We start from the raw sequence: 17237 nt of genomic DNA on the forward strand, positions 1-17237 counted from the left end.
GGATTTGAACATTGATTAAAGAGATTTTACTTGCCAATACCCAAAATTATCATGGCAGTGTTGATGAGCGGTTTGTGGATTTAGCGAGTCAATTTAGCCGTTTCCAAGATGCTCGAAGTCAGCAAGGCGGTGCTGCTTTAGTTGTTTATTTCTACGGTCAAAAAGTTGTTGATATTTTTACAGGTAAAAAATCTCAAGAAGAAGATTGGCAATCCGACACGCTATCGATGTGTTATTCAACTGGTAAGGGTGTATTAGCAACACTTGCACATATTTTGGTGAGTGAGGGTTTACTCGATTACGATACACCGATTGCACAGTATTGGCCTGAATTTGCTCAAAATGGCAAAGGTAATATGACCTTGCGCCACGTTTTGTCTCATCAAAGTGGTTTGTTTGATATTCGCAATATGATTGATACCGCAACGGAAATGCTGGATTGGTCGCATATGTTGGATGTGATGGCTGCGGCCACGCCACGTTTTACAGCGGGTCAAGGTTTTGCTTACCAACCACTGACTTATGGCTGGATTGTTGGTGGTATATTGGAAAAAGCGGCAAAACAGCCTTTGAATTGGTTAATGCAGCGCTATTTGGTTCAGCCATTGGCATTGGATGGCGCTTATTTTGGAGTACCAGAACAAGAATTAGCTCGTGTAGCACGTCTTTTAGAAAAGCCAAAAGCGCCGACGTCACCGATACCAGCAACGCAAAAAACCAATCAACCTCGCAAAGCTTCTTGGTCTGAAAAACTACTGGAACTCTCTGGACAAGATCCTCACGACTTCAAAGATGCAATGATTCCGAAAGGCATGCGGGGGTTTAGTTTTTTTAGCGATGTAGGTTTACAAGCGGCGATTCCAGCTGCAAATGGGGTGTTTACAGCAAATAGTCTTGCGAAAATATATGCCATGCTTGCCAATAAAGGACAGTGGAATGATCAGCAGTTGATTCGTCCAGACGTTTATAAACAGCTCAGTAAAGTACAAAGTAAGGCGCGTGATCGTGTGATGCCGATTCCAATGCATTGGCGTTTAGGTTATCACCGAATTTTAACGATGGGCAAACGCACGCCTCATGGTTTCGGACACATGGGCTTTAATGGTTCAGGTGCTTGGTGTGATCCTGATCGTGGGCTAAGCTTTGCATATACACACAACTTTAATATTACCTCTTCAACAGGTGATTATCGGTTGTGGGGATTAAGCCAAGAAGCCTTACGTTGCGCAGATGCTGCTCTGACGGGGCGAAAAGGGTGGTTTTAAACCACCTTTTTTAATTCTCTAACATACTTATCTTACACAAAGTGATGAATTGAATCTAAATAATGTCTATCAAATCATCGTTTGAGCGAGAAATTTAGTTGAACTTTGATGGGGAAGTTAAAACAATTAATAGTCAGTTGCTAGTATTGAAAGTTAAGTAATCAAAAAACTTTTTTGTTTATGAAAACTAAATAATAGCAGGTTGTTTTGTGTTCAAACACGCACTTATTAGTAGAATACAGTCGCGGTATTAACTAAGCGAAAAATTGCCTGTCTAATTGGTGTTATTACGGTTAAATTTGAGCTGTTGAACATATATTAATGAAATTGTGATAAAAATAAACTCATGATATTTAATAAATATTTATAAAATTAAAGCTTGATGGTGACCTCTTGTTTTGTTAAAGTTGTTTGTGTAAAAAATACACAAAAAAAGGACTTATAAATGAAATTTGGACTCAAAGCAATTTGTTTGGCTGGTGTGCTAGTGACAACAGCTGTATATGCTTCAACAACATTATCTCCAAACCAGATTAACAATAGTGGCAGTATCCCAAGCGGTCATGCCGATTTAAAATTTGTTTTATCCAATGGAAATTGGGTAAAAAATATATATTTACCAAACACTGCCAACCACCAAGACAAGATTACGATTCAATCAAGTGCTGGTTGGAAAAGTTATTTGGATACATCCAATACCAATTTGCCAATTGAAGTACTTGAAATTCAAAGTGGTGACACCTTCCAGTTTGTATATGATGCAAATCTGAAAAAATGGGTGATTCAACTTGCGGCCATTAGCCCAACTACTAATGCACAATTTGAAGAAATCGCACTGAACAATACGAAACTGCAACATATTCTACTGGCTGATGGTAAGTGGGCGAAAACAATCGCACTACCATCAAATGTGAGTGATGGTACTCTCGTGCAAATTACGTCTACTGCGACGTACCCGTCAGAAATCTCTAAAGCTAATTTACTGTTTCCGAGCAGTTTCAACCTTACGCAAGGAAGTGAATATTGGTTGAAATACAATGCTGAATTACAGAAATGGATACCTGAATTTATTAAACCTGTAAAAATTAATGTAAAAGACATTGGTGCAAGTTTAAGTACGGTATCTGCTCCAGTGACAGAAATTAACTTTGCAGATGCAAATTGGGTGCCTAATTTCACCTTGCCGACTACTGCCAATGATCGTGACCGCATTTGGATAAAATCAACTGCAACTTGGTCAGCCAAAATTAATAATACCAATATTAATAGTAGTGCAACATTGGCACTTAAAACCGGCGATCAATATGAATTTATGTTTGTAAGTGATAAAGGTCATTGGGTATTAATGTCTGCACCAATCAAGATGATTGAAGCAAATAGTAATATTGCTTCGGTTTTACCAAATATGACTGAACCAACCTTAAAAGTGAAAATCTCGAATAGTAATTGGAGACAAACCGTAAATTTACCTACAACTGGACAAGTTGGAGATAAAGTTATTCTCACTTCTACGGCAGATGCTAATAGTTTTGTTCTGGCTGCGAATGGGCTGTCAACTACGATTAAAAATGGTGAAAACCGCCGCTTTATCTTTACTAGTCAAGGTTGGACCAACGATAGTCATACCATCGATATGTTATTCGTCAACAGTCCTGAAGTGTCTTCAATCTTAGGAGAAAGCGCCGCAAAACTTCGTTTGATTGAGGGGTTGAATCTGACCAATGTAACGGCAGAGAACTCATCCGCTAAGTTCTACTTACGCCAAGTAGGCTATATCACTTACAAGATTCCTTCAGCAACCTTGACTGAAGCATTGAGTGTTGGTCGTTCAGATAGCACAGTGCAGGGTGAGCGTAAGCGTGTTTTGGCTGATGGGGTATATTATCAAGGCAATGAAGCTGGGAATGGTGGTTGTGGTTGGGCATATGTCAATGCCAGCGCCTATAATATGATTGGCACAAATGATGTCACTGGTTGTTCCGTTGCTGCCATGCGTCATGAGATAGGTCATAACTTGGGACTATATCATGGTGATTCTAGCAATATCGGTTCTGGTTTTAGTCATCCATTGGGTAGTACCGCATTGGGTGGAAATAACTTGAATTTTTATTCTAGTCCATATTTGTATAATCCTAAATATGGTGTTCGTTTAGGTGAAGAAGGTAAAAAGGATGCAGTCAGTGTGATTAACGCGAACGCCGTTCGAATTTCACAATACAATTAAGTGATTTCTAAAGCATGAAGCATTCAAAAATTATTTTTCTACTTGCAATCACGTTCATCGTGATTGCAGGTTTAATTTTCTTTTTAAAGCCAGATCATGTTGCTGCATCTACGCAAGATGGTGCCTCAACAAAAATAAAGTCATCTGTTCAGGATGTTTCAACGTTTCCGAGAGAAAACCTGAATCTTTCAAAAGCAGAGTTGGAAAAAGTTGTAAAAGAAACAGTCTTATTTCATGAAATACAAGATGATGCATTGAGAGCAAACAGTGCGCTACCATTGTCCAAAAGTGGTAAAGGAATGGCAGTTCGTTACAATCAAAACATTATTGAAACTAAAAAAGTTGGAGACGTTGTTAAGTTTCAAATGCTTGAATATGGGATAAATCGTAGTGGCGAGATTGTTGAAATTGAAAAAGTGGATGATGATATTTTACGTTGGCATGGACGCTTCCAACAAGGAAGTCCTGAACGAAATTTCTTTACCATAACTCAAAGTCAAAAAGATCAGTATACGATTATTCAGATATACAGTGACAAAGGAAACTATACCGCTGAAATCAAAAATGGTCAGGGTGTTGTGCTGAGTATGGACGAGGGCGTTGAGGATCATGAGTTACATGCGCATGATCATGATCACTAAGTTTCAGCAGATAACTCTGCACGTATTATGATTTCAGTATGACGCTTGAAATCTGCTTCATTAAGTCCATTAAGTCCTAGTTTATAAATCCCTTCGAGTCCGCACACAAACGCAATCAAACGCCAAGCAATGTCTTGGCTGTTTGATTCAAATTTAAACTCGCCTTGAGTTTTGCCTTGATCAATCATTTTAACGATTGATTTATGCCAGTCTTGCATCGCAATGTTATAGGCATTTTTTATCTCTTGATCTTGATCAATTAACACTTCTGCTTCATTCCAAAGCCGAAGGTAAGGTTGAATCTGTTCGATATTTTCACAACCGAGTAGTAAAGATAAGCGCTGTAACGAATTCACGGTATCGACTTGATTTTCAATTTCATCGAGCTGTTGCATGAGTTTGATAAAAGCTTCTGCTTTTAAATGTGAATTTGACGAAAAGTGATGATGAACTTGCCCAGTAGACGTTTGTGCCTCAGTTGCAATACGTCGAACCGTCATTGCTGAAAATCCTTCATCCAAAGCAACCTGCATCGCTGCCTGCAAAATCATTTCACGACGTTGTTCTCGATTTAAATAAGCCATTTTTCCAAACCTGATGAGCTGTGTCACAACCAGCAACAAATTAACTTAAATTTTAAAATTGGACAAGTGTTCAATTTTGATTATAATAGCACCAACTTGAACACCTGTCCAAATTTAGAGGCATTTATGTCACGCAAGTGGTTAATTCTTGCAATCGTTGTATTGATCTATCTCCCAGTTTCGATCGATGCAACCGTTTTACATGTCGCGACACCTACATTGAGTGAGTCGCTTTCTTTATCAGCAAATGAACTGCTATGGATTATCGATATCTATTCATTGGTCATGGCGGGACTTATTTTACCGATGGGTGCACTGGGTGATCGCATTGGTTATAAACGCTTGATGATTATCGGGGGAATTTTATTTGGTCTTGCATCATTAGCAGCAGCATTTTCCTCAACCGCATGGGCGTTGATTGGTTCACGTGCTTTATTGGCTGTTGGCGCGGCAATGATTTTGCCTGCAACTTTATCCGCAGTTCGGAATACTTTCCTCGATGAAAAACAACGTAACTTCGCCTTGGGTATTTGGGCGACTGTAGGCGGTGGCGGTGCAGCTTTTGGTCCATTGGTTGGTGGTTTTTTACTGGAGCATTTTCATTGGGGCGCAGTATTCTTGATCAATGTGCCGATTGTGTTGTTCGTTTTGGTATTGGCTGCTTATGTCGTGCCTAAGCAAGCAGGGCAACCAAAGCAAAGTCTGAACTTATTACAAGCCCTTGTTCTCGTCGTCGCAATCCTGAGCATGATTTATGCGATTAAATCTGCCATGCATGGTGGCTCATTTGGGGCAATTTTAATCTTTGTCGTCGGATTGGGTTTATTGATTGGCTTCGTTCGTAAACAATTAACATCAACTTCGCCGATGATTGATATTCAGTTGTTTAAGCATCCTGTGATTGCCACAGGTGTGGTGATGGCGATTGTTTCAATGATGGCTTTAGTTGGGTTTGAGTTGCTCATTTCCCAAGAGCTTCAGTTCGTCTATCAACTTTCACCACTCGCAGCAGGCGCATTTATTTTACCATTCATGGTGGCGATCAGTCTGGGGGGGCCAATCGCAAGCCTGCTGGTGAATCGTTATGGTTTACGATCAGTTGCATCTTTTGGGATGTTGATGAGTGCGGTGAGCTTATGGGGATTGGCAAATACTGATTTTATGCAAGCTCAAATACAAGCGTGGGCTTGGATGGTGGTATTAGGTCTGAGTGTAGAAATTGCTTTACTTGCCTCAACCTCTGCGATTATGTCTTCGGTTCCGCCAAGCAAAGCGACAGCAGCAGGTGCGATTGAAGGAATGGCGTATGAGCTAGGTGCTGGTTTGGGTATCGCATTTTTTGGGTTGATGCTTTCATGGTTCTATACCAATTCGATCGTGATACCAAGCAATTTACCTCATCATTTGTTAGAACAAACCAGCAGTTCTATTGGAGAGGCGATTCAAGCCAGTAAACAATTACAGCCAGTGGTCGCTGAAAACGTCATTCAGGCGGCGAAACAAGCTTTTAGCCAATCACATCGCTCGGTCTTGACTGTTGCTGCATTCCTTTTCTTGGTACTGACCATATTTATTTGGTTCGCTTTGCCGAAAAGAGTAGTCACAGTTGAAGGATAGGTTTTATCCTCCTCATTCAAATCAAGCATTTGGATGAGGGGATATTTGAAAACTATGTTGCTCGTGTTTTATTTATGCAGTGAGCATTTTCTTTGATTGGGTTGTTGTTAGCTCGGATACAAGTTTTTCAATTTTTTGCTTTGCACTAAGTATCGAGTCCTCATGTCTTTTGTCTGCAAATTCCTGATATTCAGAGCGAATTTCGAAGAATTGATCCACACCTAAATAATGACTGAGTACTTTGATGTGGGTGCCAAGGTGATTCATGTGCTCCCTAATTTCACCTTCACCAAAACCAAACTCACCACATGAACTAAGTAAAATAAGCGTTTTATTGGAAAATATAGGTTCTAGCGGATAGTCACCTCTAGCCAAGTCAAAGCTAAAGGTTTTATTGATTCTTATCACCTGATCAAACCATGCTTTTAGTGCGGCAGGCATACCGTAATTATACATTGGGGTGGTGATCAAGATGATATCTGCTCTTGCAACTTCATCAATATATTGATCAGATTCAATTAACGCTGCTTTTTGTGCATCCGTTCTTTTTTGCTCAGGCGTAAATACCGCTTCAAGCCATTTTTGCGAAACAAAGTTAGGTGGTAGCTCTCCAAGATCTCGATAAATGACTGGATCATCAGATTGTTGCTTTTTCCAATGTTTTATTAAATGTTGTCCCAACATTTTAGAAAGAGAACTATGCTTTTCACCTTCACCGTAAAATGAACGGGCACTAGTATCAATATGTAGCAAGGTAGTCATTTGAAATTTACTCAATCTTATAGAACATACTTTAGAGTTTGATGATTTGTGTAAGAGCTGACAAATGACATTATTTTTGTATAAGATGAGTTTTTCTCATCTTAAGAAATGGGGGCAGAGATGCTGAAGCGATTACCCTCACTAAATAGTATAAAAGTGTTTGAAGCAACCGCACGCTTAAAAAGTTTTAAAGCGGCTGCTCAAGAATTAAATGTATCGCCCACAGCAGTTTCACATCAAATCAGTGAACTGGAAAAAGAGTTGGAAATAAAGCTATTTGTACGTGGATTTAGGATAGTAACGCTAACCGAAGCAGGTGAAAAACTTGCGGTGGTCAGTACAAAAATGATCTCAGAATTAAAACAAACTTTGTCTGAATTAACTGCCAGTGCTAAAAAAATTACCATTAGCACCACAAATGCTTTTGCAGCAATGTGGTTGGTACCACGTTTAAATGATTTTAAAAGCTTACATCCCGATATTGATATACAAATTAAAGCGGATGATCAGATGGTCGATATAAATCATGATTTAAGTATCGATATGGCGATTCGTTACGGTATAGCTGATCTTAAAAATTCTCATGTTGTCGCACTTGTAAAAGATAATTTTGGCTTGTTTGCGACTCAACAATATTGGGCGAATCTCACAGATCAATCTCAAATGAGACTGTTTATGACTCAGTGGAAAAATGCAGATTTGTTAAAACATGATCACGCTGATTTCTTATCACAATTATTGGGACAAGAATATCCGAAGCCTGATTGTTTTGAGGATGAAAATCAGGTCATTCAGGCTGCTTTGGCAGGGTTAGGGGTTGCAGTGGTCAGTAAAATATTAGTACAGCAATCTGTTGCACAGGGTTGGCTATGTGAAAATGACTCAAGCCAACTTGCTTGGGAAAGTCCGTTCAGCTATTACACCATGCTGCCTAAGCGACATGTAGACCACAAGGGGCTACAGACTTTTCAACAATGGCTTAAGCAGCAGTTTATTGGCGTTTAAGGCAAATTAATTCCACGTTCACGCAAAATTTTACACAGTTGAATCATCGGTAAGCCCATCAACGTGGTTTGATCATCACCGATCATTTTTTCAAACAGGCTAATTCCTAAACGTTCACATTTAAAACTACCGGCACAATGCAAAGGCTGATCTATTTCAATATAACGCTCAATTTCAGCAAGTGTGAGTGCTCGAAATTTTACTTGGTAATGTTCAACTAGTGTGGTTTCAAAGCCTGATTGTGCATGTTGAACACTTAAAGCGGTACTAAAGAAGACCGTTCTACCTGAGTTGGCTTGTAATTGTTGAATTGCATTTTCAACGGTTAAAGGCTTACCAATAAACTCATAAGGTGCATGTTCGCGCCAAGCCACTTGATCAGAACCGATCACAATGGCATGGGGATGTTGTGCAGCAATAACACGTGCCTTTTCATAAGCCAAACGTTTGGCTAAATCATCAGCATGCATTTCACCATTTGCCGACTCATCGATATCAGGTGAAATGCAACGATATTTCAGACCTAAACGATCCATGAGTTCTTTACGTGTTTGGCTGCTTGAAGCCAAAATAAGCTCAGACTGGTTCATTACACTGCGTATTCTACAAGGATATTGAGTGGCACATAGTGCAGCACTGCATTATGGCAGGCATTCAGTTTGATAGGGGGCGCTTGACCCGCCTCATAGGCTTCTACCCAGCGTGTCACACAGATACACCAGAAATCACCAGGTTTGAGACCAGGGAAACTCATTTCTGGCAAAGGTGTAATGAGATCATTGCCGACTTTTTGGGAAAAATTTAAAAATTCAGAGGTCATTTGCACGCACATGGTGTGCTGACCTAAATCGGTAGTAGATGTGTGGCAGAAACCATTACGGAAGTACCCCGTAATTGGGTCATAACAACAACTGGCTAAAGGTTCGCCAAGTACGTTTAAACGATTAATTTTAGGATCTGGATGAATAGACATAATAATAAAAAGATATAAAGACGAGAGTTATCATAATCAAAAGTGAGGCTTTCGACAGCTTTTCTACAAAAAAAACTCACCTTTATTTTTGATAATCATTTAAAATTGTGCCGTTTTTAAAATCAATTAGAGAGCCATCCATGAATTTCCAGCGCATGACTGACCTTGATTTAGCAGGTAAACGTGTTCTTATTCGTGAAGACTTAAACGTTCCTGTAAAAAGTGGGGAAATTACTAGCGATGCACGTCTACGTGCAGCGTTGCCGACCATTCAAGCTGCTTTAGAAAAAGGTGCAGCAGTTATGGTGTTTTCTCACCTTGGTCGTCCTGTAGAGGGTGAGCCAAAACCTGAACAATCGCTTGCGCCAGTCGCTGCTTATTTAAGCAAAGCTTTGGGTCAAGACGTTAAATTATTGACTGACTATTTAGATGGCGTTGAAGTTGAAACAGGCCAAGTGGTATTACTTGAAAACGTTCGTTTCAACCATGGCGAAAAGAAAAATAACGAAGAACTTGCAAAGAAATATGCTGCACTTTGTGATGTTTTCGTGATGGATGCATTTGGTACCGCGCATCGCGCTGAAGCTTCGACTGAAGGCGCTGCTCGTTTTGCTCAAGTCGCTGCTGCTGGTCCTTTATTGGCTGCTGAGTTGGATGCTTTGGGTCGTGCTATGCAAACACCTGAAAAGCCAATGGTGGCAATCGTTGCAGGTTCTAAAGTCTCAACTAAACTTGATGTATTAAATTCTTTATCAACACTTTGTGATCAATTGATCGTTGGTGGTGGTATTGCAAATACTTTCCTAGCTGCTGCTGGCTTCAATGTGGGTAAATCACTTTATGAAGCTGACTTGATTGAAACTGCGAAGCAAATTGCTGCAAAGGTAAGTGTTCCATTGCCAACTGATGTCGTGGTTGCTGATGCGAGTCAAATCAACTTTGATGATTTCTTAGGTTCTTTGGCAAATGCTCAAGCTGTCGTGAAAAAAGTTGAAGATGTGACTGACACTGACATGATTTTGGATGTCGGTCCTGAAACTGCAAAAGCTTTTGCTGAAATCTTGAAATCTTCAAAAACCATTCTTTGGAATGGCCCTGTGGGTGTCTTCGAGGTTGATCAATTTGGCGAAGGTACAAAAGCACTTTCACTTGCAATCGCAGAGTCAGCAGGTTTCTCAATCGCGGGTGGTGGCGACACACTTGCTGCAATTGATAAATATGCAGTTGCCGATCAAATTGGTTATATTTCAACAGGCGGTGGTGCATTCTTAGAGTTTGTAGAAGGCAAAACTTTACCTGCTGTAGCTGTATTAATTGAGCGTGCTCAATAAAGTTCTAATCTTTTGATTTATAACAAAAGATGAAAGAGGAGAGTCGATGTAAATCGGCTCTTTTGCTTTTTTATTGTCTTGTGGTCATAAAAATGTCACATTGTTGACATATAATTGTCATCAAACTAACCAGTTATGATGGGAAGCTGCAATGAATTTCAAACTAACTCTTATTGCTTTAATGATCGCACCAGTAATGGTATTGACTGCTTGCGCAAAGAAAGAAGAAGCGAAAACTGCTGAAGACCAAGAACAAGCAACTTCAGTTGTATCAACAGAGACGACTTCTGCTCAACAAGCTGCTATCGATGCAATTGATAAACCAATCATGGATGAGCACAATACTGATGTTGTTGAAGATGCCGATACAGAAGTTGCCGCAAGTGAACTTCAATAAGCTTTAACAGATACCAAAGCCGATGCATATGCATCGGCTTTTTTGTATTATTTAGTTCGCCTTGCAGTAAAAGGTCAGTGTGGTTTGATAGTCATCGTCTTTAGATAAAGATGCTTTAGTACCTGTAATCGAGCCAAGTACACCTGCGGCAGCTTCGACCATTCTGCCAGTTTGCTCATCTACGACACCTTTTAACACGCCCTGATAAACCACTTTTTCATCCACCACAACAGCCGAGGTATTACGAGTACAGGTCTTCTGTGCAGCACTAATTGCATTGTTTTTAGAAATGAGACTGGTCTTGCCAATACCTGTCACTTCATATTGATTATTTTCTTTTTGAATGGCCAATGTGCTGGTAGGAGTAGATGCACATGCTGTTAATCCAAGCGCTAAACCACCGATTAAACTAAGAACTAAATTTTTTTTCATTGCTTTTTCTCTAGTGATGAACATCATCTGATTATTGAAACATATAATGTTTAATTACTTTCGCAGCTTGTGTACAGTTTGTTGTGACACTTGGTAAGGGAAATTATCACATCTTAATCTTTAGCTCGCGACGTTATTTACAGTGATGAAATTCGTTCATGAATATTGAACAAGCCTTAATTAGACGTAGTGAAAATTAATCAGATTATGCTAATCTAGCAAAATCCTTGCCTTAGTTAGATTCATGTCAATGACGGACTCAAATATAGAGACAATTCATCAAAATATTCATCAACGTCAATCTATTGGGCAGTTAATTGAACCAGCACCGAATACAGAGCAACTCGAAAAAGCAATTCAAGCTGCATTAACAGCGCCTGATCATCATCGTTTAAAGCCGACGAGGTTCGTGGTCATCACGGCTGAGCATCGAGCTGCTTTTGGCGAACATTTGGCTAAGGCTTTAGCTGATTTAGGTGAAACAGATTCAACTCATTTGGAGCGTGCAAAACATCATCCGTTTCGCGCACCGATGTTGGTTTTAGCGTTAACAACACTTCAGGATCATCCTAAGGTTCCACATTTTGAGCAAATCCTGAGTACAGGTGCTGCGATTCAGAACCTGTTATTGTCTTTGCAGGCACAAGGCTTTGCAAGTATGTGGCGTTCTGGTGCTGTGGTTGAGTCCGATTGGCTTAAACAGCAATTAGGGTTAAAAGCACAAGATTTGATTTCAGGTATTATTTATATTGGTACGGCTGCTAAAGTCATTGCGCCACGTGCAGAAATAGAGAGTCAGAATTTTGTAAAAATATGGCAATCAACCTAATCTTATTTTTGAATGATTAAACAAAGAAATTAGTTTCAGGATAAAAAATGGCAGAGTTAAAATTTAGCGATTTAGTTGAACCCGTTGCAGTGGATCAAAAAACGGCATTAAGAATTACAGTACTCGGTGGTGGTAGCTTCGGTACCGCAATGGCTAATTTAGCTGCACGCAATGGTTGCGATACCATGATATGGATTCGTGATGCGGCTGTCGCTGAAGAAATCAATCAGACGCATGTCAATAAACGCTATTTACCTGATTATACCTTAGAACCGACTTTACGCGCAGTCGCAGATTTAGAGCTGGCTGTTCGTGATCGCGATATTATTTTAGTGGCGATTCCAAGCCATTCATTTCGAGATGTGCTTAAGCAAATCGCACCCTTTATCAGCGCGCAAGCAGTTGTTTCACTGACGAAAGGGATTGAAGCTAAAACTTTTAGTTTCATGAGTGAAATCATTCGAGAAGAATTGCCTGAAGTTCCTTATGGTGTCTTGTCTGGTCCAAACTTAGCCAAAGAAATTATGGCAAGTATGCCATCTGGTACGGTGATTGCGAGTGAATCAGAATTGGTACGCTATGCAGTACAACATGCATTACATAGCGCATTATTTCGTGTATTCGGCAGTGATGATGTGCATGGTGTTGAACTTGGTGGCGCGCTCAAAAATATTTATGCAGTTGCAATGGGAATGGGTGCTGCTTATAACATCGGTGAAAATACCAAGAGTATGATTTTAACGCGCGCTTTGGCTGAAATGAGTCGTTTCGCCGTAGAGCAAGGTGCAAATCCTCTCACTTTCTTAGGCTTATCGGGTGTCGGTGATTTATTTGCGACCTGTAATAGTCCATTAAGCCGTAATTATCAAATTGGTTTCGCCTTGGGTTCTGGCAAAACACTTGATCAAGCGACTAAAGAGTTGGGTCAAACGGCAGAAGGGATTAATACCATTGTTCAAGTTCGTACTAAAGCTGCTGAACTAGATGTGTATATGCCGATAACCAATGCTTTATATGAAGTTATTTTTGAAAATGCCCCACCAATGACGATCGCTTTGTCTTTAATGAAAAATGGTCATCGTAGTGATGTTGAATTTGTTTTACCACACCATGAAGTTTGAACATTTTTCCCAAGCTCCCTCTAAATCCTTCTTCGATAAAGAAGAGGGGGCTTCCTATGAATTTAACGATTGATTAGGATTTGTGGGAGTTTCTGCTCTTAAAGGAGTGGGCTTGGGTGAGATGATGAATAAATTTATTAAATTGTCATCAATGATGGTTAATATAGAGATATAAAAAATAAGGTTATGTTATGCAACTTACATTAGTCCGCCACGGTGAAGCGTCTCCAGCAATCAATGGAAATGATATGCAACGTCCTTTAACAGCGCGTGGTCATCAACAAGCTGAACAGACTGGGCTTTTCCTAAAAGATGTGATTCAACCTGAAATTTTTGTGGTGAGTCCATTATTACGTGCACAAGAAACTTTGGAACATATCAAGGCTCATTTTGCAGGAATCCCAGTTTTAATTTGCGATAAGATTAAACCAGATGATGATGCGAAAGGTGCAATTGAGTGGCTATCAAAACTGCCGTATGAATCAATTGCTGTGGTTTGTCATATGAATGTGATTGCGCATATTGCTGAGCAATTAACACTTGAAAGCTTTCAACCATTTGCATTGGCTGAAGCGCGGATTTATGATCAAGCTGTTATCGCCAATGGTTTATCTACGCAAAAGAATAGTTTTATTCCAACGATATAACGGACATTCCCGCAATAGAATAAGAGTACTAAACACGTATGTTGTATATATGGATGCCCGAAACCAACGGAACATGGTATTGGTCGACTGGGGAAAATTGGTTGCAGGCAAATAGTCTTGAACAATTGATTCAAGACTTGCAAGCGCATAGTGGAAAAGAAGCGGTTATTTATTTCCCAAGCCGAAATGCTCAAATGTTGCAGCAACCGATGACAAAGACGCATTACAAGCAATTAGGTCCAGAGGGCGTCAAGTATCTATTGGAAGAGTATGTGACTTTGCCGATTGATCACATGAAAGTCGTGCATCATTTTCATCAGGATCAATTGAATATTTTAGGGGTTGCTCAATCAACAATTGAAACTTGGCAGCACGCCTTAAGTTTATTGCCAATTGAAATTGTCGCTTTTCTACCAGACTTTTTGATTTTGCCTGAACCAGAAGCCAATCCTGAAAATAATCAGGTGGTGCTGGTCAATCTTTATGATCATTTGCTGGTCAGAGAAAATGCTTGGTTAGGCAACTCAGTCGATGATTTAGGGTTGTTTTTAGAATTCCAGCCAACCGAAACACAGTATCAATTTGCAAATTTAAATACCAATCAGCTAGATCAATTAGCGAGTGTTTCAAGTCGCGAGCAGCGTACTGAATTTAGTTACCAATTCCATCAAATCCCAAGAGCCAAACAACATCCTTTCAATGTTTTCCCAAAAGCTAAAAATACGGATATTCAATGGTCAGGCTATTGGAAAGCTGCTGCTGTCGTTTTTATGGCCGTGATTTTTGTCCAATTGGGTTATGATGCATTACGTTGGTCAAAGCTTAAAAAGGTCGCTGATCAGACCGCATTACAAGCTGTGGATCAATACAAGTATTGGTTTGGCGAAAACAGTCGTGTGACTGAGCAAAATATTAAAAGCCAGTTTGAAAGCCAGTTGCGTATGAGTCGACTTGGAGATGCACAAGCACTCTCACTACTGAGTCGTGTCGGACCTATTTTGATGCAAAATCAGATTGTGGCTCAACAGATGAGTTTTGATGCATCTATATTGTCGATGGCTCTGAAAGCCAACTCAGCCAATGCTTTGCAAACATTGGTACAGCAACTCAATCAACAGGGTTTTCAAGCTGAATTAGGCAATGTTCAAGCGGACAGTGTCGGTGCGATTGGGACGGTAAAAATAAAATAATGAAAGCATTAACGCAAATACAAAATTACTTCGATCAGAAAGCAGAAGCTTTAGATCAGTATTTACAAACTTTATCGGCACGTGAACGCATCATGGTGATTTTTACGACTATTTTTGTCGTTGTGGTGGTCATTGGTGCAGCTGTATGGAAAATGCATAGTTTGGCCGATCAGCAACAAAAACGGGTGAATGAATTAAAAGATTTAACCGTGTGGATGCAGAGTAATGCTGCAACCATGAAACCTGCAAATGATCTTGAACTTTCCGCCGCAGATAAGATCCAACGCACGGCACAACAACAAGGACTTGCTGTTTCATCACAACCGAGTGGCGAGCAGATTCAAATTGTCGCTGAACATAAAAACTATGCTGTACTGGCAAACTTTTTGATGCAACTGTCGCAAATGGGACTGAGTGTGGTAAAAATGGAAATGGTATCTAACAATAACCAGATCAAATTAACTGCAACAGTACAATAACAACTCATGCGTGCTTGAAATATCGGCAGAACCTAAAATAACTCTATGCTAAGCATGGTGTTTTGTTGAGCCTGTGCCTATAATATGGGTACTTGAAAATCAGTAGACTGTGATTGGTATGTTATATTCATTGGCGCGCCCTTTGTTGTTTACCTTAGCACCTGAACGTGCGCATGAACTCACACTCTCCATGCTCGGTAAAGCCCAAAAATTCGGTTTAATGCATCAAAAAGTCCCAGCAAAACCAGTGACCTGTATGGGGATCGAGTTTCCAAATCCTGTTGGTCTCGCTGCTGGTTTAGATAAAAATGGTGCACATATTGATGCTTTAGCGGCATTGGGTTTTGGTTTTATCGAAATTGGTACCATCACACCGCGCCCACAAGAAGGCAATCCACAACCTCGTTTATTTCGTATCCCTCAAGCAAAAGCAATTATTAACCGTATGGGGTTCAATAACGATGGGGTCGATCAACTGATTGAAAATGTAAAAGCAGCAAACTTCAAAGGTGTTTTAGGCATCAATATCGGAAAAAATGCGGATACGCCTGTTGAGGATGCTGTTTCAGATTATTTGATTTGTTTAGAGAAAGTTTATAATTACGCTTCTTATATTACTGTTAATATTTCATCACCAAATACTAAAAATTTACGTAGTTTACAAAGCGGTGATGCACTTACAGAATTGTTAAAAACTTTGAAAGATCGTCAACTTGAACTTTCACAACAATATAATCATTATGTTCCTTTAGTACTGAAAGTTGCACCAGACTTAACCCCAGAAGACATTGATTTTATTGCAGCGCAATTGTTGAAATTTAAGATCGATGGTTTGATTGTGACCAATACGACATTAGGTCGTGAAGGGGTAGAAAATCTACCATATGGCGATGAATCAGGTGGTTTATCTGGCGCACCAGTATTTGAAAAAAGTACAGAATGCTTAGGTCGGTTCTCTACAGTCTTGAAAGGACAAATTCCGTTAATTGGGGTCGGTGGTATTTTATCTGGCGACCAAGCTGTAGCCAAACAGCAGGCAGGCGCAAGCTTAATTCAAATTTATAGCGGGCTGATTTATACCGGTCCAGTGCTTGTGAAAGATTGTGTAAACGCGATGACATTGTGAAATGAACACGCTTGATATCATTATTCTGATCATCTTGCTCATTGGAGGGCTGAACGGTTTGCGTCAAGGATTTATAAAAGCCTTTGCGAACTTGGTCGGATGGATATTCGCTTTGATCGTCGGAGCAAAGTACGCTGTCGTATTGGCACCTGCTATGAGCAGCCTAAGCCAAGATCCTGTTGTGCAAAAAATTGCAGCGTTTGCTTTTATCGTACTGATCATCGTGGTGTGTACGTGGATCGTTTCAGCCCTGTTGAATGGACTCTTGAAAACTTTAAAATTGGGCCCATTAAATCGTTTAGCAGGCGGTGCTTTTGGTTCATTAAAAGGGCTGTTAATCGTTTTGGTTACCATGCAAGGCCTAGGACCTTGGGTTGAGAGTTCACCACACTGGAAACAGTCGAAATTTGTACAAATTCTATTACCTTATGCGCCTTTGGCTACAGAGTTATCCAAAGATGCTGCAAATCAAGCTTTAAACCAAATGACTTCCGAAGGTGCGTTATTACATCGCCCTTCAATTGACATGAATGAATCAGAACGTGCTTCAGCCGATCATCGCGCTGATCATTCGACGAAAAATCCGTTTTATTAATCGCTAGCTTGTTGCGAGG

19 protein-coding genes are annotated in these 17237 nt (G+C 40.0%); 14 read left to right on the forward strand and 5 right to left on the reverse strand.

Translation table 11 applies throughout. The features are described 5' to 3' along the window. Nucleotides 1–11: 11 nt before the first annotated feature. From MMO38_RS04160 to cpaB, 3 genes are all read left to right on the forward strand, one after another. Entirely contained in the window at nucleotides 12–1265 is a 1254-nt protein-coding gene (locus MMO38_RS04160; RefSeq protein ID WP_241322661.1) for a beta-lactamase family protein, read from the forward strand. A 445-nt stretch (nucleotides 1266–1710) separates the two neighbouring features. After that, nucleotides 1711–3489 (forward strand): metalloendopeptidase CpaA, encoded by a 1779-nt coding sequence (gene cpaA, locus MMO38_RS04165; protein WP_241322662.1) that lies wholly within the window; start codon nucleotides 1711–1713, stop codon nucleotides 3487–3489. Nucleotides 3490–3503: 14 nt separating this feature from the next. Further along, nucleotides 3504–4130, forward strand: coding sequence for a metalloprotease secretion chaperone CpaB (gene cpaB, locus MMO38_RS04170; RefSeq protein ID WP_241322663.1), 627 nt, complete (start codon nucleotides 3504–3506; stop codon nucleotides 4128–4130). On the opposite strand, the gene MMO38_RS04175 is transcribed toward cpaB, so the two are convergent. After that, nucleotides 4127–4714, reverse strand: a complete 588-nt coding sequence (locus tag MMO38_RS04175) for a TetR family transcriptional regulator (RefSeq protein WP_241322664.1) — start codon at nucleotides 4712–4714, stop codon at nucleotides 4127–4129. The two genes, cpaB and MMO38_RS04175, sit on opposite strands and share 4 nt — an antisense overlap. 126 nt (nucleotides 4715–4840) lie before the next feature. On the opposite strand from MMO38_RS04175, the gene MMO38_RS04180 reads away from it, so the two are divergent. Next, nucleotides 4841–6331 carry an MFS transporter gene (locus MMO38_RS04180; protein WP_241322665.1) on the forward strand — a complete coding sequence of 497 codons (1491 nt, stop codon included), beginning with the start codon at nucleotides 4841–4843 and terminating at the stop codon, nucleotides 6329–6331. Between the two features lie 72 nt (nucleotides 6332–6403). Here MMO38_RS04180 and MMO38_RS04185 read toward each other — a convergent pair whose 3' ends face one another. Then, the gene (locus MMO38_RS04185; protein ID WP_241322706.1) at nucleotides 6404–7093 is read right to left on the reverse strand and encodes an NAD(P)H-dependent oxidoreductase; all 690 of its coding nucleotides are present in this window, start codon (nucleotides 7091–7093) and stop codon (nucleotides 6404–6406) included. Between the two features lie 120 nt (nucleotides 7094–7213). Between MMO38_RS04185 and MMO38_RS04190 the strand changes: the two genes are divergently transcribed. Next, the gene (locus MMO38_RS04190) at nucleotides 7214–8098 is read left to right on the forward strand and encodes a LysR family transcriptional regulator (protein ID WP_241322666.1); all 885 of its coding nucleotides are present in this window, start codon (nucleotides 7214–7216) and stop codon (nucleotides 8096–8098) included. On the opposite strand, the gene MMO38_RS04195 is transcribed toward MMO38_RS04190, so the two are convergent. Both MMO38_RS04195 and MMO38_RS04200 read right to left on the reverse strand, forming a co-directional pair. Further along, nucleotides 8095–8688, reverse strand: a complete 594-nt coding sequence (locus MMO38_RS04195) for a Maf family nucleotide pyrophosphatase (protein WP_241322667.1) — start codon at nucleotides 8686–8688, stop codon at nucleotides 8095–8097. The genes MMO38_RS04190 and MMO38_RS04195 overlap by 4 nt on opposite strands. Continuing rightward, nucleotides 8688–9071, reverse strand: a complete 384-nt coding sequence (locus MMO38_RS04200) for a DUF2237 domain-containing protein (protein ID WP_004671539.1) — start codon at nucleotides 9069–9071, stop codon at nucleotides 8688–8690. Before MMO38_RS04200 ends, MMO38_RS04195 begins: the two co-directional genes overlap by 1 nt. A 140-nt stretch (nucleotides 9072–9211) precedes the next feature. Here MMO38_RS04200 and MMO38_RS04205 point away from each other — a divergent pair, with 140 nt between their 5' ends. Further along, a complete protein-coding gene (locus MMO38_RS04205) occupies nucleotides 9212–10402 on the forward strand; it encodes a phosphoglycerate kinase (RefSeq protein WP_241322668.1) in 1191 nt (396 codons plus the stop codon). A 151-nt stretch (nucleotides 10403–10553) separates the two neighbouring features. After that, a complete protein-coding gene (locus MMO38_RS04210) occupies nucleotides 10554–10799 on the forward strand; it encodes a hypothetical protein (protein WP_004671537.1) in 246 nt (81 codons plus the stop codon). A 51-nt stretch (nucleotides 10800–10850) separates the two neighbouring features. On the opposite strand, the gene MMO38_RS04215 is transcribed toward MMO38_RS04210, so the two are convergent. Next, nucleotides 10851–11231, reverse strand: a complete 381-nt coding sequence (locus tag MMO38_RS04215; RefSeq protein WP_004671536.1) for a hypothetical protein — start codon at nucleotides 11229–11231, stop codon at nucleotides 10851–10853. Nucleotides 11232–11481: 250 nt separating this feature from the next. On the opposite strand from MMO38_RS04215, the gene MMO38_RS04220 reads away from it, so the two are divergent. From MMO38_RS04220 to MMO38_RS04250, 7 genes are all read left to right on the forward strand, one after another. After that, nucleotides 11482–12060, forward strand: coding sequence for a nitroreductase (locus MMO38_RS04220; RefSeq protein ID WP_241322669.1), 579 nt, complete (start codon nucleotides 11482–11484; stop codon nucleotides 12058–12060). A 47-nt stretch (nucleotides 12061–12107) separates the two neighbouring features. Further along, nucleotides 12108–13181: an NAD(P)H-dependent glycerol-3-phosphate dehydrogenase gene (locus tag MMO38_RS04225; protein ID WP_004671532.1), complete on the forward strand. Its 1074-nt coding sequence runs from the start codon at nucleotides 12108–12110 to the stop codon at nucleotides 13179–13181. Between the two features lie 191 nt (nucleotides 13182–13372). Further along, complete coding sequence (locus tag MMO38_RS04230) at nucleotides 13373–13828, forward strand: phosphoglycerate mutase family protein (RefSeq protein WP_121929887.1); 456 nt, start codon at nucleotides 13373–13375, stop codon at nucleotides 13826–13828. A 38-nt stretch (nucleotides 13829–13866) separates the two neighbouring features. Then, nucleotides 13867–15018 carry a type II secretion system protein GspL gene (gene gspL / locus MMO38_RS04235; RefSeq protein WP_241322670.1) on the forward strand — a complete coding sequence of 384 codons (1152 nt, stop codon included), beginning with the start codon at nucleotides 13867–13869 and terminating at the stop codon, nucleotides 15016–15018. Then, nucleotides 15018–15497 carry a type II secretion system protein GspM gene (gene gspM, locus MMO38_RS04240; RefSeq protein WP_005197307.1) on the forward strand — a complete coding sequence of 160 codons (480 nt, stop codon included), beginning with the start codon at nucleotides 15018–15020 and terminating at the stop codon, nucleotides 15495–15497. The genes gspL and gspM overlap by 1 nt, the downstream gene beginning before the upstream one ends. Nucleotides 15498–15615: 118 nt before the next feature. Further along, nucleotides 15616–16623, forward strand: a complete 1008-nt coding sequence (locus MMO38_RS04245; protein ID WP_241322671.1) for a quinone-dependent dihydroorotate dehydrogenase — start codon at nucleotides 15616–15618, stop codon at nucleotides 16621–16623. A 1-nt stretch (nucleotide 16624) separates the two neighbouring features. Continuing rightward, nucleotides 16625–17218: a CvpA family protein gene (locus MMO38_RS04250; protein ID WP_005197305.1), complete on the forward strand. Its 594-nt coding sequence runs from the start codon at nucleotides 16625–16627 to the stop codon at nucleotides 17216–17218. The last annotated feature ends 19 nt before the right edge of the window (nucleotides 17219–17237 follow it).

The sequence above is a fragment of the Acinetobacter sp. NIPH 1852 genome, from assembly GCF_022549455.1.
In the GTDB taxonomy this organism is placed as follows: domain Bacteria; phylum Pseudomonadota; class Gammaproteobacteria; order Pseudomonadales; family Moraxellaceae; genus Acinetobacter.